The organism is Xanthomonas sp. 3307, assembly GCF_014199735.1.
Taxonomy (GTDB): domain Bacteria; phylum Pseudomonadota; class Gammaproteobacteria; order Xanthomonadales; family Xanthomonadaceae; genus Xanthomonas_A; species Xanthomonas_A rydalmerensis.
Genome location: NZ_JACHOG010000001.1, coordinates 147,547 through 169,868, shown reverse-complemented (window position 1 = coordinate 169,868; position 22,322 = coordinate 147,547). Strand labels below are relative to the sequence as shown.

The 22,322-nt window shown below is 70.0% G+C and carries 21 protein-coding genes; 19 read left to right on the top strand and 2 right to left on the bottom strand.

Annotated elements, in window-relative coordinates:
• Nucleotides 1–375 precede the first annotated feature (375 nt).
• The gene (ugpC, locus tag GGR64_RS00755) at nt 376–1,500 is read left to right on the top strand and encodes a sn-glycerol-3-phosphate ABC transporter ATP-binding protein UgpC (protein WP_184643357.1); all 1,125 of its coding nucleotides are present in this window, start codon (nt 376–378) and stop codon (nt 1,498–1,500) included.
• 30 nt (nt 1,501–1,530) lie between these two features.
• On the opposite strand, the gene GGR64_RS00750 is transcribed toward ugpC, so the two are convergent.
• A complete protein-coding gene (locus GGR64_RS00750) occupies nt 1,531–2,403 on the bottom strand; it encodes a folate-binding protein (protein ID WP_317843329.1) in 873 nt (290 codons plus the stop codon).
• Between GGR64_RS00750 and GGR64_RS21005 the strand changes: the two genes are divergently transcribed.
• The 9 genes from GGR64_RS21005 to lolD all read left to right on the top strand — a co-directional run bounded on the left by GGR64_RS21005 (nt 2,305) and on the right by lolD (nt 8,950).
• Complete coding sequence (locus GGR64_RS21005) at nt 2,305–2,613, top strand: DUF1674 domain-containing protein (RefSeq protein WP_326520291.1); 309 nt, start codon at nt 2,305–2,307, stop codon at nt 2,611–2,613. The two genes, GGR64_RS00750 and GGR64_RS21005, sit on opposite strands and share 99 nt — an antisense overlap.
• Before the next feature lie 60 nt (nt 2,614–2,673).
• Complete coding sequence (sdhC, locus tag GGR64_RS00740) at nt 2,674–3,066, top strand: succinate dehydrogenase, cytochrome b556 subunit (RefSeq protein ID WP_184643353.1); 393 nt, start codon at nt 2,674–2,676, stop codon at nt 3,064–3,066.
• Entirely contained in the window at nt 3,063–3,449 is a 387-nt protein-coding gene (gene sdhD, locus GGR64_RS00735; RefSeq protein ID WP_160965087.1) for a succinate dehydrogenase, hydrophobic membrane anchor protein, read from the top strand. Before sdhC ends, sdhD begins: the two co-directional genes overlap by 4 nt.
• A gap of 29 nt (nt 3,450–3,478) precedes the next feature.
• On the top strand, nt 3,479–5,269 hold the full coding sequence (sdhA, locus tag GGR64_RS00730) for a succinate dehydrogenase flavoprotein subunit (RefSeq protein ID WP_160965085.1): 1,791 nt from the start codon (nt 3,479–3,481) through the stop codon (nt 5,267–5,269).
• Between the two features lie 106 nt (nt 5,270–5,375).
• A complete protein-coding gene (locus GGR64_RS00725; RefSeq protein WP_010342653.1) occupies nt 5,376–6,158 on the top strand; it encodes a succinate dehydrogenase iron-sulfur subunit in 783 nt (260 codons plus the stop codon).
• Nucleotides 6,159–6,285: 127 nt separating this feature from the next.
• Nucleotides 6,286–6,534: a succinate dehydrogenase assembly factor 2 gene (locus tag GGR64_RS00720; protein WP_184643351.1), complete on the top strand. Its 249-nt coding sequence runs from the start codon at nt 6,286–6,288 to the stop codon at nt 6,532–6,534.
• Complete coding sequence (locus GGR64_RS00715) at nt 6,485–6,937, top strand: hypothetical protein (RefSeq protein WP_184643349.1); 453 nt, start codon at nt 6,485–6,487, stop codon at nt 6,935–6,937. Before GGR64_RS00720 ends, GGR64_RS00715 begins: the two co-directional genes overlap by 50 nt.
• A 23-nt stretch (nt 6,938–6,960) precedes the next feature.
• The gene (locus tag GGR64_RS00710) at nt 6,961–8,205 is read left to right on the top strand and encodes a lipoprotein-releasing ABC transporter permease subunit (RefSeq protein WP_160965081.1); all 1,245 of its coding nucleotides are present in this window, start codon (nt 6,961–6,963) and stop codon (nt 8,203–8,205) included.
• A gap of 16 nt (nt 8,206–8,221) precedes the next feature.
• The gene (gene lolD, locus GGR64_RS00705) at nt 8,222–8,950 is read left to right on the top strand and encodes a lipoprotein-releasing ABC transporter ATP-binding protein LolD (RefSeq protein WP_184448565.1); all 729 of its coding nucleotides are present in this window, start codon (nt 8,222–8,224) and stop codon (nt 8,948–8,950) included.
• Between the two features lie 652 nt (nt 8,951–9,602).
• Here the strand turns inward: lolD and GGR64_RS00700 are convergent.
• Complete coding sequence (locus tag GGR64_RS00700) at nt 9,603–10,667, bottom strand: SDR family oxidoreductase (RefSeq protein ID WP_184643347.1); 1,065 nt, start codon at nt 10,665–10,667, stop codon at nt 9,603–9,605.
• Between the two features lie 324 nt (nt 10,668–10,991).
• Between GGR64_RS00700 and GGR64_RS00695 the strand changes: the two genes are divergently transcribed.
• The 9 genes from GGR64_RS00695 to uvrC all read left to right on the top strand — a co-directional run bounded on the left by GGR64_RS00695 (nt 10,992) and on the right by uvrC (nt 22,320).
• Nucleotides 10,992–13,475 (top strand): DNA internalization-related competence protein ComEC/Rec2, encoded by a 2,484-nt coding sequence (locus tag GGR64_RS00695; RefSeq protein WP_184644219.1) that lies wholly within the window; start codon nt 10,992–10,994, stop codon nt 13,473–13,475.
• Nucleotides 13,369–14,037 (top strand): MotA/TolQ/ExbB proton channel family protein, encoded by a 669-nt coding sequence (locus GGR64_RS00690; protein ID WP_184643345.1) that lies wholly within the window; start codon nt 13,369–13,371, stop codon nt 14,035–14,037. Before GGR64_RS00695 ends, GGR64_RS00690 begins: the two co-directional genes overlap by 107 nt.
• A 4-nt stretch (nt 14,038–14,041) precedes the next feature.
• On the top strand, nt 14,042–14,479 hold the full coding sequence (locus GGR64_RS00685) for a biopolymer transporter ExbD (protein WP_019800228.1): 438 nt from the start codon (nt 14,042–14,044) through the stop codon (nt 14,477–14,479).
• A complete protein-coding gene (gene msbA / locus GGR64_RS00680; protein ID WP_167087598.1) occupies nt 14,476–16,248 on the top strand; it encodes a lipid A export permease/ATP-binding protein MsbA in 1,773 nt (590 codons plus the stop codon). Before GGR64_RS00685 ends, msbA begins: the two co-directional genes overlap by 4 nt.
• Nucleotides 16,245–17,279, top strand: a complete 1,035-nt coding sequence (gene lpxK, locus GGR64_RS00675; RefSeq protein WP_184643343.1) for a tetraacyldisaccharide 4'-kinase — start codon at nt 16,245–16,247, stop codon at nt 17,277–17,279. Before msbA ends, lpxK begins: the two co-directional genes overlap by 4 nt.
• Nucleotides 17,280–17,781: 502 nt before the next feature.
• A complete protein-coding gene (kdsB, locus tag GGR64_RS00670; protein ID WP_184643341.1) occupies nt 17,782–18,561 on the top strand; it encodes a 3-deoxy-manno-octulosonate cytidylyltransferase in 780 nt (259 codons plus the stop codon).
• The gene (locus GGR64_RS00665) at nt 18,558–19,046 is read left to right on the top strand and encodes a low molecular weight protein-tyrosine-phosphatase (protein ID WP_160965069.1); all 489 of its coding nucleotides are present in this window, start codon (nt 18,558–18,560) and stop codon (nt 19,044–19,046) included. The genes kdsB and GGR64_RS00665 overlap by 4 nt, the downstream gene beginning before the upstream one ends.
• A complete protein-coding gene (locus GGR64_RS00660; RefSeq protein WP_160965067.1) occupies nt 19,043–20,464 on the top strand; it encodes a hypothetical protein in 1,422 nt (473 codons plus the stop codon). Before GGR64_RS00665 ends, GGR64_RS00660 begins: the two co-directional genes overlap by 4 nt.
• On the top strand, nt 20,461–22,320 hold the full coding sequence (gene uvrC / locus GGR64_RS00655) for an excinuclease ABC subunit UvrC (protein WP_184643339.1): 1,860 nt from the start codon (nt 20,461–20,463) through the stop codon (nt 22,318–22,320). Before GGR64_RS00660 ends, uvrC begins: the two co-directional genes overlap by 4 nt.
• Nucleotides 22,321–22,322: the final 2 nt, after the last annotated feature.

Here is a 22,322-nt window from a genome sequence, read left to right as displayed (position 1 = left end):
GTGGCGTGGGGAAGCGGACGGCGGGAACGGCCTGTATCCGGCCGGTTCGGGCGAAAGCGTGACGCGGAAAGGCCGCCAGACGGGAACGCACGATCCAGGAGATGAATACGACTGCCAGACCTCTGAGCATACCTCTCCCATGCCGCGTGCTGCAGGCCGGATAACGACGGCGCGCCGGATCGGCGGCTGGCGGATCGCATTGCGTGCCCTCCCAGGCTCGATGTTGCCCCGTGAAAACGGTTACATGGCAGAATACCGCATCGCGATCCATTGTTGCCTGCGCGCTGGCACGATGCGACCCGCATTCGTATGCACTGCCTTCGGGAGGGACCGGCGGCAGCCCGTTCCTCACTGCCGGAAACCGGATACCGCACCATGGCGAAAGTACAACTGGACAACATCCGCAAGGTCTACGACAACGGCCAGGTCGCCGTGCACGGGGCCAGCTTCGAAGTGGCCGACGGCGAACTGATGGTGCTGGTCGGGCCGTCGGGCTGCGGCAAGTCCACGCTGTTGCGGATGATCGCCGGCCTGGAAGAGATCAGTGGCGGCGAGTTGCGCATCGGCGAGCGCGTGGTCAACGACGTGGCGCCCAAGGACCGCGACATCGCCATGGTGTTCCAGAGCTATGCGCTGTACCCGCACATGACCGTGGCCGAGAACCTGGCGTTCGGGCTCAAGCTGCGCGGCGAGAGCAAGGAGGTCATCCGCCAGCGCGTGGCCGCCGCCGCCGACACCCTGGGCCTGACCCCGATGCTGGACAAGCTGCCGCGCGCCATGTCCGGCGGCCAGCGCCAGCGCGTGGCGCTGGGCCGCGCGCTGGTGCGCGAGCCGGCGGTGTTCCTGCTCGACGAGCCGCTGTCCAACCTGGACGCCAAGCTGCGCCACTCGGTGCGCACCGAGATCGCGCAGCTGCACCGCAAGCTCGGCACCACCATGATCTACGTCACCCACGATCAGGTCGAGGCGATGACCCTGGGCCAGCGCATCGTCGTGCTCAAGGACGGGCTGATCCAGCAGATCGACACGCCGATGGCGCTGTACGACCGCCCGGCCAACCTGTTCGTGGCCGGTTTCCTCGGCAGCCCGGCGATGAACGTGCTGCGCGGGCGGCTGGTGGAGGAGGGCGGCCTGCACCTGCAGTTGCAGGACGGCGGGCGGGTGCCGCTGCCGGGTGCGCAGATCGCGCCGCAGTGGCTGGGCCGGGAGCTGGCGATCGGCGTGCGGCCGGAGCACCTGCAGCCGAGCGAGGAGGCGCAGGCGGGCTTCGAGGCCACCATCGAGGTGATCGAGCCGGTCGGCAACGAGATCTTCGTCAATCTCAGCCACGGCGCGCAGCCGCTGGTGATGCGGGTGGCGCCGCGTGCGCTGCCGGGCCTGGGCGAGCGCCTGCGGGTGGTGGTGCGCGGCGAGGCATTGCACTTCTTCGACGGCGAGAGCGGGGAGCGGCTGGAGAGCCGGGACACGGGACCCGGGACCCGGGGCCCGCAACAGCCGTAAGCGACGGCAAGTACGGCGGTTGGCGCGCGCTCAGCGCGCCAGGCCGTCGCGCAGGGGCTGCCAGTGCGCCGGATGGCCCTCGACCTCCAGCCCGGTCGGCGGTGCGTCCTCCAACGGCAGGACCGCCAGCGCCAGGGTGCCGGCGACGCTGACCACGCTGCCGAACGGCTGGCCGTCGCGCAGCACCGCTGCGTCGATCGCGACGGCGTCCTCCAGCTCCAGCAACTGCACCGCGCGCTTGGCCTTGCCCAGGAAATGGGTACGGGCGACGATTTCCTGGCCGGGGTAGCAGCCCTTCTTGACGCTGAAGGCGTGCAGCCGGTCCAGGCCCAGTTGCTGCGGCGTCCACTGTTCGCGCTGGCTCGGCGCAAGCCGGACCAGGCCCAGGCGCAGGTCGGCCGCGCGCCAGGCCTGCGTCAGCCCCGGGTCGGCCGCCGGCGCATCCGCCACCGCTGCCGGCACCAGGCGCAGCGTGCGCGGCAGGCCGTCGCCGCCCATGTCCAGCTCGATCACGCCGGCCTCATCGTGCGCCGACGTCGCGCCCCGTGCCTGGTCCGGTAGGCTCGGACGACCGAAAGCAAGCAGCGTGTCCTCGACGGCGAGGCGCAGCTTGCGCCGGAACACGAAGCGGCCCAGCGCTGTCGCCAACTCCTCGGCGCCACCGTCGGGCAGCAGCATCAGCAAGGCGTCGTCGGCCTGGCGCAGCAGCGCGAACACCGCGATCACCCGGCCCTTGGCGGTGAGCCAGGCGTTCCATTGCCACTGGCCCGCCGCCAGCGCCTGCACGTCGTTGGCGAACTGGGCATGGGCGAAGGCCACTGCATCCGGACCGCGCAATGCGACGTATTGCAGGTGTGGCAAGGCGGAAAAACCGCCGGAATCGAGATTCAGGTTGTCAGGCACGAGAGGGGAGGACTAAAATTGACGAGTTGTGAGACCCGCATGATAGGCCAACCAACCCCCACACCCGAGTCCGATCCCGAAACGCAGCGGCCCGCCGAGGACACCCCTCCGCAGAGCCCGCCTGCGCCGCGGGAGATCGGCGGACGCGGCGGCCTCGAGCCGACGCGCTACGGCGACTGGGAGAAAAACGGACGCTGCATCGATTTTTGATCAGCTTTGAGCCAACGCGGCCTTAAGCACGCCGCCCAGCCGAGACAACGAGCCAAGCGCATGGCGACCCGCGAACGTCCTCTTTCCCCCCATCTGCAGGTCTATCGCTGGCAGATCCAGATGGTCACGTCGATCCTGCACCGTGCCACCGGCATCGTGCTGTCGCTCGGCGCGCTGATCATCGCCGCCGCACTGCTGGTGCTGATGCTCGGCCCGGCGTCCTGGAACTGCTTCAGCGGCATGGCCGGCGCCTGGTACGGGCAGGTGTTCCTGTTCGCCTGGAGCTGGGCCTTCGCCTACCACCTGTGCAACGGCCTGCGCCACATCGTGCAGGACTTCGGCCACGGCTTCAGCATCCCCGCGTTCGTGCGCAGCAGCTGGATGTCGGTGATCGCCAGCCTGGTGATCGTGGCGCTGATCTGGGCCTACGTCCTCAACGGAGCCGCCGCATGAGCCGCTACCGCACCCCTCTGAAGAACGTCCGCGGCCTGGGCGCGGCCAAGTCCGGCACCGAACATTTCGTGCTGCAGCGGCTCACCGCCACCGCGCTGGTCGGCCTGGCCGTGTGGTTCCTGGTGTTCGTGCTGAGCCTGCTCGGCGCCGACTATGTCACCGCCACCGAGGCCGTGGCCAAGCCGTGGAACGCGGTGCTCCTGGTCGGCTTCCTGATCGCGATGTTCTGGCACGCGCAGATCGGCCTGCAGGTCATCCTCGAAGATTACGTGCACAACTCGCTGCTGGCCCTGGCGCTGCAGACCACGGTGAAGTTCGTCGCCGTGCTCGGCGCGATCGTCGGTGTATTCGCGGTCGCCCGCATCGCCCTGGGCAGCGCCTGATCGGCGCCCGGAACAGGAATTCAAAGTAGATGTCCGCTTACAAGATCACCGAACACAAGTACGACATGGTCGTGGTCGGCGCCGGCGGCGCCGGCCTGCGCGCGACCTTCGGCCTGGCCGCAAAGGGCCTGCAGACGGTCTGCCTGACCAAGGTCTTCCCGACCCGTTCGCACACCGTGGCCGCGCAGGGCGGCATCTCCGCCGCGCTCGGCAACATGGGCGAGGACGACTGGCGCTACCACTTCTACGACACCATCAAGGGCTCGGACTGGCTGGGCGACCAGGACGCCATCGAGTACATGTGCCGCGAGGCGATTCCGGCGATCATCGAGCTGGAGCACTACGGCGTGCCGTTCAGCCGCACCGAGGATGGCAAGATCTACCAGCGTCCGTTCGGCGGCATGACCACCAAGTACGGCGAAGGCCCGTCCGCGCAGCGCACCTGCGCCGCCGCCGACCGTACCGGTCACGCCATGCTGCATACGCTGTACCAGCAGTCGCTGGCGCACAACGCGCGCTTCATGATCGAGTACTTCGCGCTCGACCTGATCTTCGACGAAGAGGGCGTGTGCCGCGGCGTGCTCGCCCTTGACATGGCCGAAGGCTCGCTGCACCTGTTCCGCGCCCACGGCGTGGTGCTGGCCACCGGCGGCTACGGCCGCGCCTACTTCAGCGCCACCTCGGCGCATACCTGCACCGGCGACGGCGGCGGCCTGGTGATGCGCGCCGGCCTGCCGATGCAGGACATGGAGTTCGTGCAGTTCCACCCGACCGGCATCTACGGCGCTGGCTGCCTGATCACCGAAGGCGTGCGCGGCGAAGGCGGCATCCTGCGCAACAGCGGCGGCGAGCGCTTCATGGAGCGCTACGCGCCGCACTACAAGGACCTGGCCTCGCGCGACGTGGTGTCGCGTTCGATGACCATCGAGATCCGCGAAGGCCGCGGCGTCGGTGAGCACAAGGACCACATCCTGCTCGACCTGACCCACCTCGGCCCGGGCGTGATCGACGAGAAGCTGCCCGGCATCGCCGAGAGCGCGCGCATCTTCGCCGGCGTCGACGTGCACAAGCAGCCGATCCCGGTGATCCCGACCGTGCACTACAACATGGGCGGCATCCCCACCAACTACCACGGCGAAGTGGTGCGCAAGGATGGCGACAACCCGGATTCGGTGGTGCCAGGCCTGTACGCCATCGGCGAGGCCGCCTGCGTGTCGGTGCACGGCGCCAACCGCCTGGGCTCCAACTCGCTGCTCGACTTGGTGGTGTTCGGCCGCGCGGTGGCCAACCGCTGCGCCGAGACGATCAAGACCGGCGCCCCGCACAAGGGCCTGCCGGGCGATGCCTGCGACAAGGCGCTGGGCCTGCTGGACAAGCTGCGCAACGCCAACGGCGGCACCCCGACCTCGGTGATCCGCGACAAGATGCAGCGCACCATGCAGTCCGACGCGGCGGTGTTCCGCACCAGCAAGACGCTGAAGGAAGGCGTGGACAAGATGGCCGACATCTTCGCCAGCTTCGAGGACGTGAAGGTCTCCGACCGCTCGCTGGTGTGGAATTCCGACCTGATCGAGACCTACGAGCTGAACAACCTGCTGCTCAACGCGGTGGCGACGATCAACTCGGCCGAACAGCGCAAGGAAAGCCGCGGCGCGCACGCCCACGAGGATTTCCCCGACCGCGACGACGTCAACTGGCAGAAGCACACGCTGGTCACCGTCGACGACAAGGGCCAGTGCAGCTTCGACTATCGCCCGGTGCACATGTACACGCTCAGCAGCGACGTGGACGTGGTGCCGCCGAAGCCGCGCGTTTACTGACCAAAGCCGGGATTGGGGAGTGGTGATTCGGGATTCGAAACATGCTTCGTTTCCTGCTCTCGCCCGAATCTCCAATCCCTAATCCCCAATCCCGGATTTAAAAGCCATGGCAGAGTTCACCCTCCCCAAGAATTCCAAGATCGGCAAGGGCAAGCACTTTCCCGCCAAGGGCGCGAAGAATGTGCGGACCTTCAAGGTCTACCGGTGGAATCCGGACGACGACAGCAACCCGAGGACCGACACCTACGAGGTGGATCTGGACGCGTGCGGCCCGATGGTTCTGGACGCGCTGATCAAGATCAAGAACGAGATCGACCCGACCCTGACCTTCCGCCGCTCGTGCCGCGAAGGCATCTGCGGGTCGTGCGCGATGAACATCGACGGCACCAACACGCTGGCCTGCACCAAGGCGATCGCCGACTGCGGCAAGAAGGAAGTGCCGATCTACCCGCTGCCGCACATGAGCGTGGTCAAGGATCTGGTGCCGGACCTGACCCACTTCTACGCGCAGTACGCCTCGATCAAGCCCTGGATCCGCACCCAGACCCCGCCGCCGCCGGATCGCGAGCGGCTGCAGTCGCCGGAAGACCGCAAGAAGCTCGATGGCCTGTACGAGTGCATCCTGTGCGCCTGCTGCTCGACCAGCTGCCCGAGCTACTGGTGGAACGGCGAGCGTTACCTCGGCCCGGCGATCCTGCTGCAGGCCTACCGCTGGATCATCGACTCACGCGACGAGGACACCGGTGCGCGCCTGGACGATCTGGAAGATCCGTTCAAGCTGTACCGCTGCCACACCATCATGAACTGCGCGCGGACCTGCCCGAAGGGGCTGAACCCGGCGCTGGCGATCGCCGAGATCAAGAAGCTGATGATGGCGCGCCGCGCCTGATCGGATCGGCGGACGTTCCAAGCGGCGGGCCTGCCCGCCGATCGCGCGGCACCGGCTTTCGGGTTCGGTGCCGCGTTCGTTTTCGGCGGCGGCCATGCGGCGCCGCCCCCAGGCAAGGGCGCATGCGATGGACGAGACCACCGAACTGAAGAAGCTGCGCTGGCGCTGCCGGCGCGGCATGCGCGAACTGGACCAGCTGTTCGGCCGCTACCTGGACCGGCGCTGGGGGGGGGCTTCCGAGGACGAGCGCGGGGTTTTCCTATACCTGCTCGATTGCGAGGACGATAAGTTGTGGCGCTGGTTCATGGGCTACGAGGCCTGTCCCGATGCACGCGCCGCCGACCTCATCGCTTCCATCCGCGCCATGCCGGCTTGACTGGCGCCCCTCGCGCTGGCTGCTGGCCGCGCTGAGCCTGCTCGGCGCGCTGGCGCCGCTGTCGCTGCTCGGCTCCGACCTGCCGCCAAGCCTGGCCTGGCCGGCGGCCGCGCTGGCATTGCTGTACGCGGCGTGGCTGCTGCGCCGCGAGGCCCGCCGCGCGCCGCGCACGCTGCTGCTGCCCACCGGCGCCGGTGCGCCCAGCGTCGACGGCGTGGCGGTGACCGAGCTGCAGGTCGCCTGGCGCGGACCGCTCGCGTTCGTGCGCTGGCGTGACGCACAGGGGCGCACGCAGCGCCTGGCGTGGTGGCCGGACACGCTGCCGGCGGCGGCACGACGTGAACTGCGTCTGGCCGCTTCGGCCCTTGCCGCTTCGTCTGCGCCGCCGCAAATGGCACCATAGCGCTCCCTGGATGGTGGCTGCGCATGTTCAAACCCTTACCCGTGGCCATCGGCCTGCGCTATCTGCGCGCCAAGCGCCGCAACAACTTCATCTCCTTCATCTCCATGGCCTCGATCCTCGGCATCGCCCTGGGCGTGACCGTGCTGATCACCACCCTGGCGGTGATGAGCGGCTTCCAGAAGGAGATCCGCGATCGCCTGCTGCAGATGGCCGCGCACGCCACGGTCAGCGCGCAGGGCGCGCCGATGGAGGACTGGCAGCACGCGGTGGACGTGGCCATGCGCGACAAGCGCGTCGCCGGCGCCGCGCCCTACGTCGAGGAAGAGGCATTGCTCACCGGCCAGCGCAACCAGCCGGCGATCGTCCGCGGCATCCTGCCCAAGGAAGAGGCCAAGGTCTCGGTGCTGGCGCAGAAGATGAAGCAGGGCTCGGTCGACAGCCTGACCCCGGGTTCCTACAACATCCTGCTCGGCCAGGAGCTGGCGCTGTGGCTGGGCGTGGGCGTCGGCGACAAGGTCGTGGTGATGCTGGGCGAGCCGCAGGCCAGCCCGATGGGCATGGTGCCGCGCTACAAGCGCTTCACCGTCAGCGGCATCTTCGAGGCCGGCTACAACGAAATCGACCGCGGCCTGGCGGTGACCAGCATGCCCGACCTGCAGCGCGTGCTGCGCATGGGCGACGGCGTCACCGGCGTGCGCCTGCGGCTGTACGACATGGACCAGGCCTGGAACGTGGCGCGCGACCTGGCGCTGAACCTGCACGGCCCGTACATGGTCAGCGACTGGACCCGCGAGAACGCCAACCTGTACCAGTCGCTGAAGATGGAAAAGACGGTGATGGGCATCCTGCTGTCGCTGATCATCGCGATGGGCGCGTTCAACCTGGTGTCCTCGCAGGTGATGCTGGTGACCGACAAGCAGGCCGACATCGCCATCCTGCGCACGCTGGGGCTTAGCCCGGGCGGGGTGATGCAGGTGTTCATGGTGCAGGGCACGCTGATCGGCGTGATCGGCACCGTCGCCGGCGTGATCGGCGGCATCGTGCTGACGCTCAACCTGGAGCGGATCCTGGCCGGCATCGAGGCGGTGTTCAACATCAAGCTGCTGCCGGAGGACGTCTACTACATCACCGGCCTGCCGACCGACATGCAGCCGCACGACGTTATGGTGATCACCATCGTGGCCTTGCTGATGAGCTTCCTGGCCACGCTGTACCCGGCCTGGCGCGCGGCGCGCACGCAGCCGGCGGAGGCGCTGCGCTATGAATGAGGGCCGGGAATCGGGAATGGGAAATCGGGAATCGGGAATGCAGAAGCCACAAGCGGACGCGGCGATCCGTGCCGAAGGCCTGGCCAAGACCTACGCCGAAGGCAAGATGCGCACGCCGGTGTTCGACGGCCTGGAGTTGAGCGTGGCGGCGGGCGAGACCGTGGCCATCGTCGGCGCTTCCGGTGCCGGCAAGAGCACCTTGCTGCACCTGCTTGGCGGTCTGGACGTGCCGACCTCGGGTGAGGTCTATGTGGCCGGCCAGCGTATGTCGGCGCTGACCGATGCGGCGCGCGGGCAGTTGCGCAACCGCTCGCTGGGCTTCGTCTACCAGTTCCATCACCTGCTGCCGGAGTTCACCGCGCTGGAGAACGTGATGATGCCGGTGCTGCTGGGCGGCGCGCCAATACAGGACGCCGATGCGCGCGCACGCGCGCTGCTGGAATCGGTGGGCCTGGGCCACCGCCTGGAGCACAAGCCGGGCGAACTGTCCGGCGGCGAGCGTCAGCGCGCCGCGGTGGCGCGCGCGCTGGTCAATCGCCCGGCCTGCGTGCTCGGCGACGAGCCGACCGGCAACCTGGACGACAAGACCGCGGCCAACGTGTTCGCGCTGATGCTCGAACTCAACCGCGCGCAAGGTACCAGCCTGGTCCTGGTCACCCACGACCGCAGCCTGGCACGCAAGCTGGACCGCGTGCTGGAGCTGCACCAGGGCAAGCTGCGCGAACTGGCGCCTGCGGACGTTTGAGGGCGCGGTGGCGGCCGCATGTGCCGCCGCGTCGAGCATTGTCGGGCCACGATCGCGGCCTGAGGGTCGTGAGCCGCTGAAGCCCGTTGCATGCGGGGCCAGGCGTGACAGCCTGGTTTGCTGTGCGCCAGCGGTCACGACAAGAGCAGTGTCCCGCTACCCGATGCAGTGCGCGTTGGGACTGAAGTCCCTCCCACAGTGCATATCGCCGCTTCGCCGAGCAATGGAGCGACGTCAGGCGCGACGAACGAGGCAGCAAGTCGCAGCGGCTTCAGTGCATCTGCCGACGCCGAAGATCCTCGGACAGGCGAAGCACTTCTAGCGCAAGCACCCCTCAGGAGTGGCTTCAGCCGCGAAGGAGCATCACCGGTAGAGCCCGTCGCGGCTGAAAGCCGCTCCTATACGTGGTCCCATGTAGGAGCGGCTTCAGCCGCGACGAACGAAGCCGGGTAGGTAGCCGGCCTTGGTTGCTGTCGGCGCCGAAAAACTTCGTACAGCATGCCCAGCAAACGCGTCGCCACGGCAATGCGGCGCATGTCCATACAACGCCATACAACGGCGATCGTCCTGGAGCACGTCGCGTGCCCCATAAACGGCAACCTTTGGATTGCCGTTTCCCACTGCTTCGGCGCTCCTGATCAGACTGCGTCCCTCAGGGAATCATCCGCTGCGCACGCAGTCGCGTGAACAGTTCCAGGAACGAGGCGCGGCTGTCGTAGTAGCCGAGGAAGCCCAGGTCGCGGCTCTTGGTCATGTCGTTGACGCATTCGATCTCGCGGCCGAGGTCGGCATCGGTGTGCCACCACGATGCGAGTTGGTTCACGTCCGTCTGGACCAACCCATGTTGTTCGGCGATCTCGCGCCACAGTGCCGGTGCGGTGTCCTGCAGGCGCGGCTGCAGCGGCATCGGCGTGTCGGGATAGGGAGCAGATTCCAGGCCGAAGAACGCGGCGATTTCGCCCCACATCCAGCGCCAGCGGAACACGTCGCCGTTGACCGTGTTGAAGGCCTGGTTGCGTGCGGCCGGATTGGTCGCGGCCCAGGCCAGCTGGCGGCCGAGCAGGCCGGCGTCGGTGAGGTCGGTGAGGCTGTCCCATTGCGCGCGCGAGCCGGGGAACACGAACGGCTGGCCAGTGTGCTTGCACAGCGTCGCATACACCGCCAGGGTCACGCCCATGTTCATCGCATTGCTGCCGTTGGCCTGGCCGATCATGGTGTGCGAGCGATGCACGCTCCAGCCGAAGCCATGGCGCGCGGCGGCGTCGAACAGCAGGTCTTCCAGCGTGTAATAGAAATTCTCGCCCGGCTGCCGCGGTTCGCTCTCGCGGAACGGCGTCTCCGCCTTGCCGCTGCCGTAGTGCTCGAACGAGCCCAGGTAGTGCTTGGTGCCGGTGACCAGCGCCATGTGCTGCAGTGTGGCGCCGTCCAGGCCCTCGCACAGATGCCGCAGCATCGCGCCGTTGGCGGCGACGTTCTCCTTCTCGGTGTCGCGCCGCGTCCAGGTGCAGAAGAACACGTGGGTGATCGGCAACCCGCGCAGCGCGGCGATGGTGGCCTCGCGATCGAGCAGGTCGGCCGCCACCGGGATCACGCCTTCCTGCGGCACCGGGCGGCGTGCCAGCCCATAGACGGTCCAGCCATCGGCAACCAGCACGTTGGCGAGGTTGTAGCCGGAGATGCCAGTGACTCCGACGATCAGTGCGATGCCCTTGCGCATGCGCGAACTCCTTACGACGTGGGGTATCGCACCATAGGCGCGGGGCGATGAAGCTGCGGCGAACTGCGCCAGGACTGTGATGCGGCGCGCGCCTGCGTGTTAGGCAAATTCTGACGCAGTGTCCCGGGGTAGACCGATGGTCCGCGGCGAGAGGCGATGCGACGCTGGCGTTGCGATCGCGATGGTGTCGCGCGATGCGCATCTCGTGCGGCGGCATGTCGCTGCTTTCGATCCGTCGATGCCAAGGAGGGCAAGCACATGCAAGCGTCTGCAGACAGCGTGCCGCGCCAGGATGCCGCTGTTCCCGACTCGCGCTGGCCGGTAATGGCGCCGTTCGGTCCTGCGGTCGCCGCCAGCCTTGCCGCGGGCGTGCTGGCCGCGCTGTGGCTGCCGCGCCTGCTTCCCTGGCCGCTGGCCTTGGCGATCTTGCTCGCCGGGGCGTCGCTGTACGTCGCGGCGCCGCGCTGGCGCTGGCTGGGGGCGTTCGCGATCGGCGCCGGCTGGTTGGCGCTGGTCGCCGGCATGGTGCTGGCGCGGCAGTTGCCGGCCGACTGGGAAAAGCGCGTGGTCGACGTCCGCGGCCAAGTGGTGGAACTGCCGCAGGCCGAAACCCGCCGCACCCGCTTCCTGTTCCGCGTCGACGCCGATGCGGCGCAGCCGGCGCCGTTGCGTGGGCGCCTGTTGCAACTGGCGTGGTACGACGACTTCGGCACGCATCAGGCCGGACCGCGCAGCGCCTTGCGCGCCGGCGCGCGCTGGCAGTTGCAGGTGCGCCTGCGTGCACCGCGCGGCTTGAGCAATCCCGGCGGTTTCGACGCAGAAGCCTATGCGCTGGCGCAGCGGATCAGCGCCAGCGGCTACGTGGTGGCGCCGCACGCGGCAGCGCCACTGGCGCCGGGGCAGGGCATCGATGCCTGGCGTGCGGACATGTCCGCACGCATCGCCGCCGCCGTGCCGCAGGCCTCGGCGCGCTACGTGCAGGCGCTGGCGCTGGGCGACACGCGGCGGCTGGACGATCGCGACTGGCGCATCCTGCGCGCCGCCGGGCTGACCCATCTCATCGCCATTTCCGGCTTCCATGTCGGCCTGGTCGCCGGCGCCTTCGCCTTGCTCGGCGGCGGCGTGTGGCGTCTGTGGCCGCGACTGGGCCGCTATTGGCCGCGACGCCAGGCCGCGGCCGCGCTGGCGCTGCTCGGTGCCGGTGGTTACACACTGGTGTCTGGCATGGCCCTGCCGACCGTGCGCACTGCGTTGATGATCGCGGTGGTGGTGGCGGCACGGCTGTGGCGGCGGCCAGTGCGGGTCGCCGACGCGCTGGCGCTGGCGGCGATCGCCATGCTGCTCTGCGACCCGCTGGCGGTGCTCTCGGCCGGCTTCTGGCTGAGCTTCCTCGGCGTCGCCTGGCTGGCCTGGTGCATGCCCGACGCCGGGCGCGGCTGGCGCGAGACGCTGCGCAGCTTCCTCACCGCGCAGGGTGTGGCCACGGTCGGCCTGCTGCCGGTGAGCACGATGCTGTTCGGGCAGGCCTCGCTGGTCGGGCCACTGGCGAATTTACTGGCGATTCCGTGGTGGAGCCTGGTGGTGGTGCCGCTGGCGCTGCTCGGGACCGCGCTGGAGGCGCTGCATGCCGGCGCTGGGGCCTGGCTGTGGCGCCTGGCCGCGGCCTGCTTCGACCTGACCTGGCCGCTGTTCGTGGCCCTGGGCGAGAGCCGCTTCGCACTGCGCTGGCTGCCGGAGGCGCGCGACTGGGCGCTGCCGCTGGCCCTGCTGGGTGCGTTCTGGCTGCTGTTGCCGCGCGGGGTGCCGGGCAAGCCGCTGGCCGCGCTGCTGTGGTTGCCCTTGCTCTATCCGCCGCTGGAGCGGCCGCGGCCGGGCGAGGTCGATATGGTGATGTTCGACGTGGGGCAGGGACTCTCGTTGCTGGTGCGCACCGCCCACCACCAATTGCTGTACGACACCGGGCCGGCGGTGGAGGACGGCTACGACGCCGGCGAGCGCGTGGTGGTACCGGCGCTGCATGCGCTCGGCGTGGCGCGGCTGGATCGCGCGGTGATCAGCCATGCCGACAACGATCATGCCGGCGGTCTGGCGACGGTGCGTGCGGCGCTGCCGATCGGCCTGGTCCAGGCACCGGCCGGCGCGCCGTTGCCGGTGGACCGGGCCTGCGTGGCCGGGAGCGCCTGGGAATGGGATGGGGTGCGTTTCCGGTTCCTGCATCCGGCGCCGCACTTTCCCTATCTGCGCAACGAGGCCAGCTGCGTACTGCGCGTGGAAACCGCGCACGGTGCGCTGTTGCTGGCCGGCGACATCGGCGGCGTGATCGAGCGCAAGCTGCTGCGCGAGGCGCCGCGGGCATTGCGCGCCGACGTGGTGGTGGCGCCGCATCATGGCAGCGCGCATTCCTCGCAGCCGGCCTTCGTCGCCGCCACCGGTGCGCGGCTGGTGCTGGTCTCGGCGGCCTACGGCAACCGCTTCGGCCATCCGCATCCCGGCGTGGTGGCGCGCTGGCAGGCGGCCGGCGCCGAGGTCGCCGGCACGCCGCAGCGTGGTGCGCTGCGCGTGTGGCTGGGGCGTGCCGGCCTGCAACTGCGCGAACGGCGGCCCTGGCGGGCGCGGTTGTGGGATGCGGCGGAGCGGGCGCGGGCGGCTGCTATCCTATCGGCCAGTGAACGAACGGCCGAGCGTGCCGGAGGGTTGCGACGTGTGGGAACTGGTCAAGGCCGGTGGCTGGCCGATGGTGCCATTGCTGCTGTTGGGCGTGGTCGCGCTGGCGATCGTCCTGGAGCGGTTCTGGAGCCTGCGCCGTAGCGAGGTGCTGCCACCGGGACTGGGCCAGGAAGTGCGCAACTGGGCCACGCGCGGCAAGCTCGACCCCACCCACATCGAATCGTTGCGGCGCAATTCGCCGCTGGGCGCGCTGCTCGCCGCAGGCCTGGACGTGCGCAACCGCCCGCGCGAGATCGTGCGCGAGCGCATCGAGGACACCGGCCGGCACGTCGTGCACCGTATGGAGCGTTACCTGAACGCGTTGGGCACGGTCGCATCGGCCGGGCCGCTGCTGGGCCTGCTCGGCACCGTGGTCGGCATGATCCAGATGTTCCTGGGCATCCTCGACCATGGCCTGGGCGACGTGAACCAGCTCGCCGGCGGCATCGGCAAGGCGCTGGTGTGCACCGCCACCGGCATGATCATCGCGGTGCCGGCGCTGATCTTCCATCGCCATTTCAAGGGCCGCATCGCCGGCTACGTGATCGAGATGGAACAGGAAGCCACCGCGCTGACCGATGCGCTGGACGGCCACGGCCGTGCCGCTGCGCCGGCCGCACCGGCACGCGGCGCCGCGTCGAACGCCGCGGCGGCCAAGGGCTGAGCCGGTGCGGATCCGCGACGACCGTGGCCAGGACGAGCCGCAGATCGACCTGGTGCCGTTGATCGACGTCATCCTGGTGCTGATCATCTTCTTCGTGGTGACCACCACCTTCGATGCGCGTTCCACGCTGCAACTGCAACTGCCCAATGCCAGCGACCGCAACGCGCCGCCCCCGGCGCGCGCGCTGAGCGTGCTGATCAACGCCGACGGGCATTACTTCATCAACGACCAGGAAGTGCTGCGCACCGACGTGGAGTCGGTCAAACGCAGCATCGCCCAGGTCGCCGGCGACGACCGCGAGCAGCCGGTGCTGCTGCGCGCCGACGCGCGCACGCCCTACCAGGCGGTCGTCACCGCACAGGATGCGCTGGGCCAGCTCGGGTTCCGCCGCATCGCCATCGCCACTGCTCCCGAAGTCAACAGGGACGGAAGCTCCAAGTGAATCTACCCTCCGACGTGCCCGTCCAGGATTCCCCCTGGCGGACCTATCGCCGCCTGTTGTCCTATGCCGGCGGCTACCGTGGACTGCTGCTGATCGCCGCGGTCGGCGCGCTGCTGGAGGCGCTGGCCGGCTCCGGCTTCCTGGCGCTGATGAAGCCGATCACCGACGAGACCTTCATCGCGCGCAACCGCGACGTGGCGATGTGGCTGCCGCTGCAGATCGTCGGCCTGTTCGTGCTGCGCGGCATTGCCGGCTATGTCACCGACATGTCGATGGGGCGTGCGGCGCGGAGCATCTCCCGCGATTTCCGGGTCAACGTGCTGGACAAGTACCTGCGCCTGCCGGGCAGCCGTTTCGACGCCGAGCCGGTGGCCTCGATGCTGGTGCGGCTGGGCTCGGACAGCGAGCAGGTCGCGCAGGCCGCGGTCGACGCGATGAAGGTGATGGTGCAGCAGACCCTGCAGATCGTCGGCGCGCTGGCGGTGATGCTGTGGTACAGCTGGACCGTGACCGTGACCATCCTGCTGGTGGCGCCGCCACTGGCGTGGGTGATGGACCGCGTGGCCAAGCGCTACCGGCGGGTGAGCCACCGCATCCAGGAAAGCAACGCTGAACTGATGCAGGCCGCCGAGCAGGCGCTGTCCGGCAACCAGGAGGTCAAGGTCTACGGTGCGCGTCCCAGCGAGATGGAGCGCTACCAGCAACTGGCCAACACCAACCTGCATCTGGCGATGAAGGTCGAATCCACCCGCGGCATTTCCTCGGCCGCGGTGCAGCTGCTGGGCGCGATCGGTCTGGCCGCGCTGTTGCTGATCGCCGGCCACGAAGCGCTGGCCGGGCGCCTGACCGCCGGCGAGTTCGTCTCGCTGATGACCGCGATGATGGCGATCATCCCGGCGCTGAAAAACCTCACCAACGTGCAGAACATGCTGCAGCGGGGCGTCGCCTCGGCGCAGCGATTGTTCGTGGTGCTGGACGCGCCCGAGGAACAGGACAGCGGCACCCGCCACATCGAGCGCGCGCAGGGACGGATCGAATTCCGTGAGGTCACCGCCGCCTATCCGGGGCAGGCGCGGCCGGCGCTGGCCGAGGTCAGCTTCGTCGCCGAACCCGGCACCGTCACCGCCATCGTCGGCCGCTCCGGCAGCGGCAAGTCGAGCCTGGTCAAGCTGATCCCGCGTTTCTACGACCCGCAGTCCGGGCAGATCCTGCTAGACGGCCATCCGCTGCAGGACTATCGGCTGGAGGACCTGCGCCGGCAGATCGCCCTGGTCGGCCAGCAGGTGATGCTGTTCGACGGCAGCATCGCCGACAACGTCGCCTACGGCGAGATGCGCGAGGCAGGCCCGGCGCAGCTGCGCCAGGCGGTCGCCGACGCCAATGCCATGGAGTTCGTCGACCACCTGCCGGAAGGCCTGCAGGCGCAGGTCGGGGCCAAGGGCGGGCGTCTGTCCGGCGGCCAGCGGCAGCGCCTGGCGATCGCGCGGGCGATGCTCAAGGATGCGCCGATCCTGATCCTCGACGAGGCCACCGCGGCACTGGACAACGAATCCGAGCGGCTGGTGCAGGACGCCTTGCACCGGCTGATGCCCGACCGCACCACGCTGGTCATCGCGCACCGGCTGTCGACCATCGAGCACGCCGACCAGGTGCTGGTGATGGACCATGGCCGCATCGTCGAGCGCGGTACCCACCATGAGTTGCTGGCGCTGGGCGGGGTCTACGCGCACCTGCACAGCATGCAGTTCCGCGAAAGGCAGTACGGATGAGCGAGCGCGGGCCACACACACCGGCCTACTGGTACGGCAAGGGCGCGCCGCCGCTGCACGCGCGGTTGCTGACCCCGCTGTACGCGGCGGCGATCGCGCTGCGCCGCGCGCTGTACCGGCGCGGCTGGCGCAAGCGCCACAGCATCGCCGCACCGGTGGTGGTGGTCGGCAATCTCACCGCCGGCGGCACCGGCAAGACGCCGCTGACCATCGCCCTGGTGCAGCGCCTGCGCGACGCCGGCTGGACCCCGGGCGTGGCCAGCCGCGGCTACGGCCGCAGCCAGCCGCAGGAGCCGCGCTGGATCGAGCCGGGTACCTCGGCCGAGCAGGGCGGCGACGAGCCGGTGCTGATCGCACGCAAGACCGGGGTGCCGGTGCGGGTGGACCGCGACCGCGTCGCCGCGGCGCGGGCGTTGCTGCAGGCCGGCTGCGACATCGTGGTCTGCGACGACGGCCTGCAGCACTACCGGCTGCAGCGCGACATCGAGATCGAGGTGGTGGATGGCCAGCGCCGCTACGGCAACGGCCGCCTGCTGCCGGCCGGGCCGCTGCGCGAGCCGGTCGCGCGCGGCAACGAATGCGATTTCCGCGTCATCAACCTGGGCCAGGCCAGCGACAGCGGCGAGTTCGAAGCGGGCTTCGGCGAATGGGCGATGCGCCTGCGCATCGACAGCGCGCAGCCGCTGCGCGGCGGCCGTGCGCGGCCGCTGCGCAGCTTCGCCGGCCAGCGCGTGCACGCCGTCGCCGGCATCGCCCATCCGCAGCGCTTCTTCGACATGCTGCGCGCGCAGGGCATCGGCGTGGTCCCGCATGCCTTTCCCGATCACCACCAGTACCGCGCCACGGACCTGGCCTTCGGCAGCGAACTGCCGGTGCTGATGACCGAGAAGGACGCGGTCAAATGCGCCGCCTTCGTCAACGATTGGTGCTTCAGCGTGCCGCTGGCCGCCGAACTGCCGGCGGCGTTCTGGATCGGCCTGCTCGACCGGCTGGACAAGCTGCGTGGCCGCGCGGGCGGGACAGGCGACTAGGGCGTCTGCCCATCCCCGCGCGCGGCGCTGTGGTCTGCGGGTACGCCACCGACGTGGGTGGCGCAGCGCGGCCTTGGCCGTGTCCAACCGCGAGAGGCGTCCGCGGCGCATGCGCCAGCCAGCCAAAGGGCGCAGCGTTGTGCGCGCGCGGAGTCTCGCTAGGCATGGCGCCCACGTCCTCGCGCTTCTTTGCCACGGGCACGCGCCAACACGGTGCGTGTGCGGGATGCGCGCGAAGTGAGTGCACGACCCACCATGCCGAGGCGTTTCGCACCACGTGGCAGGCACCCGCGCGGTCGCTGGCCGTCGCCACGACCCGCTCACCGGCGATGCCGGCCCGGTCGATACAATGGCCCTTCGGGCCGTTGCTGCGCGCGGCCACCACCGGGCCGCTGTCCGGCGCCCACCCGGCCGTTTCCGGCCAGCCATGCGGAGAGCTTTCGATGACCGTCTTCTCGCGATATCCCCGGCGCCCGCGCGCCGCTGCCGGCGCCGCCCGCGCATGAGCGCCGCCGCGCCGCCGTTCGTCGTCGCCATTCCGGCCCGCTATGCCGCATCGCGGCTGCCGGGCAAGCCCTTGCGCGCGCTCGGCGGCGAGCCGTTGATCCGCCACGTGGCGCGGCGTGCGCTCGCCGCCGGTGCCACGCAGGTGTGGGTGGCCGCCGACGATGCGCGCATTGCCGCCGCGGTGGCCGACCTGGACGGCGTGCACGTGGCGAATACGTCGGCCGACCACGCCTCCGGCACCGACCGCCTCGCCGAGTGCGCCGACATCGCCGGCTGGGACGATGCGACTTTGGTGGTCAACCTGCAGGGCGACGAACCGTTCGCGCCGGTCGCCGGCATCGTCGCGGTGGCCCGGACCCTGGCCGGCAGCGGCGCCGAGATGGCAACGCTGGGCACGCCGGTGGACGCGGCCGAGCACCTGTTCGATCCCAACGTGGTCAAGCTGGTGCGCAGCGCGACTGGCGATGCGCTGTACTTCAGCCGCGCGCCGATCCCGTGGCACCGCGACGCCTTTGCCGCCTCGCAGGCGCAGTTGCCGCTGCCCGGCCCGTGGCTGCGGCATATCGGCATCTACGCCTATCGCGCCGGCTTCCTGCGCCGGTTCGCGGCGATGCCGCCGGGCACGCTGGAGCGGATCGAGTCGCTGGAGCAACTGCGGGTGTTGGAAGCCGGCTTCCGCATCGCGGTGGCGCTGTCGCCGGCACCATTCCCGCCCGGTGTGGACACGCCCGAGGATCTGGCGCGCGCCGAGGCCTACCTCCAGGGGCAGGCATGAAGCTGCTGCTGGTGTGCCTGGGCAATATCTGCCGTTCGCCGATGGCCGAGGGCGCGCTGCGCCACCACCTGCAGCGCTCGCCGCTCGCCGGGCTAGTGGAGGTCGACTCGGCCGGCACCGGCGACTGGCACCGCGGCGAGCCGCCGGACCGGCGCGCGGTCGCCTGCGCGGCCGCGCATGACGTGGACATCGCCGGCCTGCGCGCGCGGCAACTGCGCGATCGCGACTTTGCCGACTTCGACTGGATCCTGTGCGCCGATGCGGCCAATCTGCGCGACGTGCTTCAGCGCGCCCCGGCGGCGGCGCGCGAGCGCGTGGCGCTGTGGCTGCCGTGGGCCGGGGTGCACAGCCGCAGCGAGATCCCGGATCCGTACACCGGTGGCAGCGCGCAGTTCGAGCAGGTCTGGAAACTGGTAGACGAAGCCGCCGCCGGCAGCGTGGCACGACTGTCCGTCGACCTCGGCTCCGGCATAATCGGCCGATGAATTCCATCGCCGCCCTGGAACTTCCCGCGTCCGGCGCCTGGCTCAACGCGGCGCCGCTCCGCCTGCGCGACCTGCAGGGGCGGGCGCTGGTGCTGGCCTTCGTCAACGCCGCCTCGGTGTGGTGCGCGCAGCGCCTGGCCGAACTCGGCCAGTGGCAGGCGCGCAATCCCGGGAGGCTGCAGCTGATCGTGGTACAGGTGCCGCGCTTCGACAGCGAGCGCGAGCCGCAACGGGCATTGAAGCTGTTGCGCAGCCAGGGCGTGTCCGCGCCGATCCTGCTCGATGCCGATTGGGCCGCCTGGCAGCGCTTCGACATCCAGGCCTGGCCGACCCTGGTCCTGATCGACGCCGGCGGGGTCGAGCGCGAGCGCCTGGTCGGGATCGGCGGCGCCGAACTGGACAAGGCGCTGCACGCGTTGTGCGCCGGGCAGCCGCTGCCGCTGGACGAGGACCTGCGCGACGCGCGCGAGACCCAGCCGGAACCGCGCCTGCCGCTGCGCTTCCCGACTGGGCTGGCCGTGGCCGAGGACCGCCTGTACATCGCCGACAGCGGCCATCACCGCATCCTCGAATGCAGCACCAGCGGCCGCGTATTGCGCCAGTTCGGCATCGGCACCGCCGACTTCATCGACGGCGCGATCGGCGAGGCAGCGTTCCACCGTCCGCGCGGGCTGGCCCTGGAGCGCGGCGTGCTGTACGTGGCCGATACCGGCAACCACGCGCTGCGCCGGATCAACCTGCTCACCGGCCAGGTCGACACGCTGTGCGGCAACGGCCGTGCCGGTGAGCCGGTGGAAGGCCCGGTGGAGCAACCGCTGCTGGCACCACTGAATCATCCGCAGGGTCTGGTGATCGCCGACAACCAGGTGCACCTGGCGATGGCCGGCGACAACCGCATCTGGAGCTACGACCTGGGCAGCCGCAGCCTGCGCTGGCGGGCTGGCGCGGGCGCGCTGGAACTGCGCGACGGCAGCGGGCATCTGGCCGCATTCGCGCAGCCGTGCAGCCTGGCCGCGGTGCAGCAGGTGCTGTACGTATGCGATGCGCTGGGTTCGGCGGTGCGCTCGATGCAGTTGCGCGGCGATCTGGTGCAGACCTTGCTCGGCGGCCAGGGGCCGTGGGATTTCGGCAACGAGGACGGACCACGCAGCCGCGCCCGCCTGCAGTTCCCGCAGGCGATCGCGCTGAGCCCGGACGCGCCGTTGCTGTGGATCGCCGACAGCGGCAACGGCAGCCTGCGCAGTCTGCGCCTGGGCGGCGGCGAACTGTCCACCGCGGCCTTGCCGCGGCGCCTGCACGGCCCGGGCGGGCTGGCGGTGAGCGCCGGCACGGTGTGGATCGCCGAGTCCGACGCGCATGCGGTGCTGCGCTACGACATCGCCAGCGGCGAACTGCACGACGTCGCGATCGGCGAATGAGCACCCCCGAATTGCCCCCGTTCGACGGCAAGGCCTTTGCCGCCAACCTCAGTACCGCGCCCGGCGTCTACCGCATGTACGCCGCCGACGATACCTTGCTCTACGTCGGCAAGGCCGGCGCGCTGCGCAAGCGCGTCTCCAGCTATTTCAGCGGCTCGCCGAAGAACGCGCGGACCATGGCCATGCTGGCGCAGGTGGCGCGCATGGATGTCACCGTCACCCGCAGCGAGGGCGAGGCGCTGCTGCTGGAAAACCAGCTGATCAAGTCGCTGTCGCCGCGCTACAACGTGTCGCTGCGCGACGACAAGAGCTATCCCTATGTGCTGCTGACCCGCGAGGAGTGGCCGCGGATCACCCTGCATCGCGGCCCGCGCGCAGTGCCCGGTCGCTATTTCGGTCCGTATCCCGGCGTCACCGCGGTGCGCGAGACGCTGAACCTGATGCACAAGCTGTTCAAGCTGCGCAGCTGCGAGGACAGCGTGTTCCGCAACCGTTCGCGGCCGTGCCTGCAGTACCAGATCGGCCGCTGCAGCGCGCCGTGCGTGGCGCTGGTGGCGGCCGACGAGTACGCCGAGGCGGTGCGTCGCTCCACGCTGTTCCTGGAAGGGCGCAGCGACCAGCTCGGCGAGGAACTGGTGCAGGCCATGCAGGACGCCAGCGAGCGCCTGGAGTTCGAGCGCGCCGCACGCCTGCGCGACCTGCTCGGCTCGCTGCGCAGCATGCAGAGCCGGCAGTACGTGGACGGCCGCGCCGCCGACCTGGACGTGCTGGCCTGCGCCACCCAGGGCGCCAACGCCTGCGTGCTGCTGCTGGCGTTCCGCGACGGCCGCAACCTCGGCACCCGTGCGTTCTTCCCCAAGACCAACGGCGAGGACAGTGCCGCCGAGGTGCTGGGCGCGTTCGTGTCGCAGTATTACGTCGAGCACGCGCCGCCGCGCGAGGTGCTGCTGGACCGCGAGATTCCCGACGCCGAGCTGATCGAGGCGGCGCTGAGTTCGGCCGCCGAGCGCAAGGTGCAGCTGAAGTGGAGCGTGCGCGGCGAGCGCGCCGGGTACCTGGAGCTGGCCAGCCGCAACGCCCAGGCCACCCTGGTCACCGAACTGACCAGCCGCAATGCCCAGCACGCGCGCAGCGAGGCGCTGCGCGAGATGCTCGGCCTGGCCGAGCCGGTTAAGCGGGTGGAGTGCTTCGACATCAGCCACACCATGGGCGAGGCCACGGTGGCCTCGTGCGTGGTGTTCGACGCCAGCGGCCCGGTGCGCAGCCAGTACCGGCGCTACAACATCAGCGGCATCGAGCCGGGCGACGACTACGCGGCGATGCGCCAGGCGATCGAGCGCCGCTTCCGCCGTGCCGCCGAAGGCGAGGGCAAGGGCGATGCGATCCTGCCGGACGTGCTGCTGATCGACGGCGGTGCCGGCCAGTTGGCGCAGGCCAATGGCGCGCTGGCCGACCTGGGCGTGGACGGGGTGCTGCTGATCGGCGTGGCCAAGGGCGCCGAGCGCCGCGCCGGCCACGAGACCCTGGTGATGCCGGACGGGCGCGAACTGCGACCGGGTGCGGCGTCGCCGGCGCTGCAGTTCATCCAGCAGGTGCGCGACGAGGCGCACCGCTTCGCCATCACCGGCCACCGCGGGCGCCGCCAGAAGGCGCGCATGACCAGCAAGCTGGAGGACATCCCCGGCATCGGCCCGCGGCGCCGCGCCAGCCTGCTCAAGCATTTCGGCGGGCTGGCCGGGCTCAAGGCCGCCGGCGAGGCCGAGATCGCGCGAGTGGAGGGCATCAATGACGCACTGGCCGCACGAATCTACGCTAACCTGCACGGACTGCCGGTGCCCGATCCGGCAGGCGAGTAGAG

Coding starts and splice junctions, on each gene's coding strand:
- ugpC (WP_184643357.1), top strand. CDS start 376: ATGGCGAAAGTACAACTGGACAACATCCGCAAGGTCTACGACAACGGC.
- GGR64_RS21005 (WP_326520291.1), top strand. CDS start 2,305: ATGGGCGAAGGCCACTGCATCCGGACCGCGCAATGCGACGTATTGCAG.
- sdhC (WP_184643353.1), top strand. CDS start 2,674: ATGGCGACCCGCGAACGTCCTCTTTCCCCCCATCTGCAGGTCTATCGC.
- sdhD (WP_160965087.1), top strand. CDS start 3,063: ATGAGCCGCTACCGCACCCCTCTGAAGAACGTCCGCGGCCTGGGCGCG.
- sdhA (WP_160965085.1), top strand. CDS start 3,479: ATGTCCGCTTACAAGATCACCGAACACAAGTACGACATGGTCGTGGTC.
- GGR64_RS00725 (WP_010342653.1), top strand. CDS start 5,376: ATGGCAGAGTTCACCCTCCCCAAGAATTCCAAGATCGGCAAGGGCAAG.
- GGR64_RS00720 (WP_184643351.1), top strand. CDS start 6,286: ATGGACGAGACCACCGAACTGAAGAAGCTGCGCTGGCGCTGCCGGCGC.
- GGR64_RS00715 (WP_184643349.1), top strand. CDS start 6,485: ATGCACGCGCCGCCGACCTCATCGCTTCCATCCGCGCCATGCCGGCTT.
- GGR64_RS00710 (WP_160965081.1), top strand. CDS start 6,961: ATGTTCAAACCCTTACCCGTGGCCATCGGCCTGCGCTATCTGCGCGCC.
- lolD (WP_184448565.1), top strand. CDS start 8,222: ATGGGAAATCGGGAATCGGGAATGCAGAAGCCACAAGCGGACGCGGCG.
- GGR64_RS00700 (WP_184643347.1), bottom strand. CDS start 10,667: ATGCGCAAGGGCATCGCACTGATCGTCGGAGTCACTGGCATCTCCGGC.
- GGR64_RS00695 (WP_184644219.1), top strand. CDS start 10,992: ATGGCGCCGTTCGGTCCTGCGGTCGCCGCCAGCCTTGCCGCGGGCGTG.
- lpxK (WP_184643343.1), top strand. CDS start 16,245: ATGAGCGAGCGCGGGCCACACACACCGGCCTACTGGTACGGCAAGGGC.
- kdsB (WP_184643341.1), top strand. CDS start 17,782: ATGAGCGCCGCCGCGCCGCCGTTCGTCGTCGCCATTCCGGCCCGCTAT.
- GGR64_RS00665 (WP_160965069.1), top strand. CDS start 18,558: ATGAAGCTGCTGCTGGTGTGCCTGGGCAATATCTGCCGTTCGCCGATG.
- GGR64_RS00660 (WP_160965067.1), top strand. CDS start 19,043: ATGAATTCCATCGCCGCCCTGGAACTTCCCGCGTCCGGCGCCTGGCTC.
- uvrC (WP_184643339.1), top strand. CDS start 20,461: ATGAGCACCCCCGAATTGCCCCCGTTCGACGGCAAGGCCTTTGCCGCC.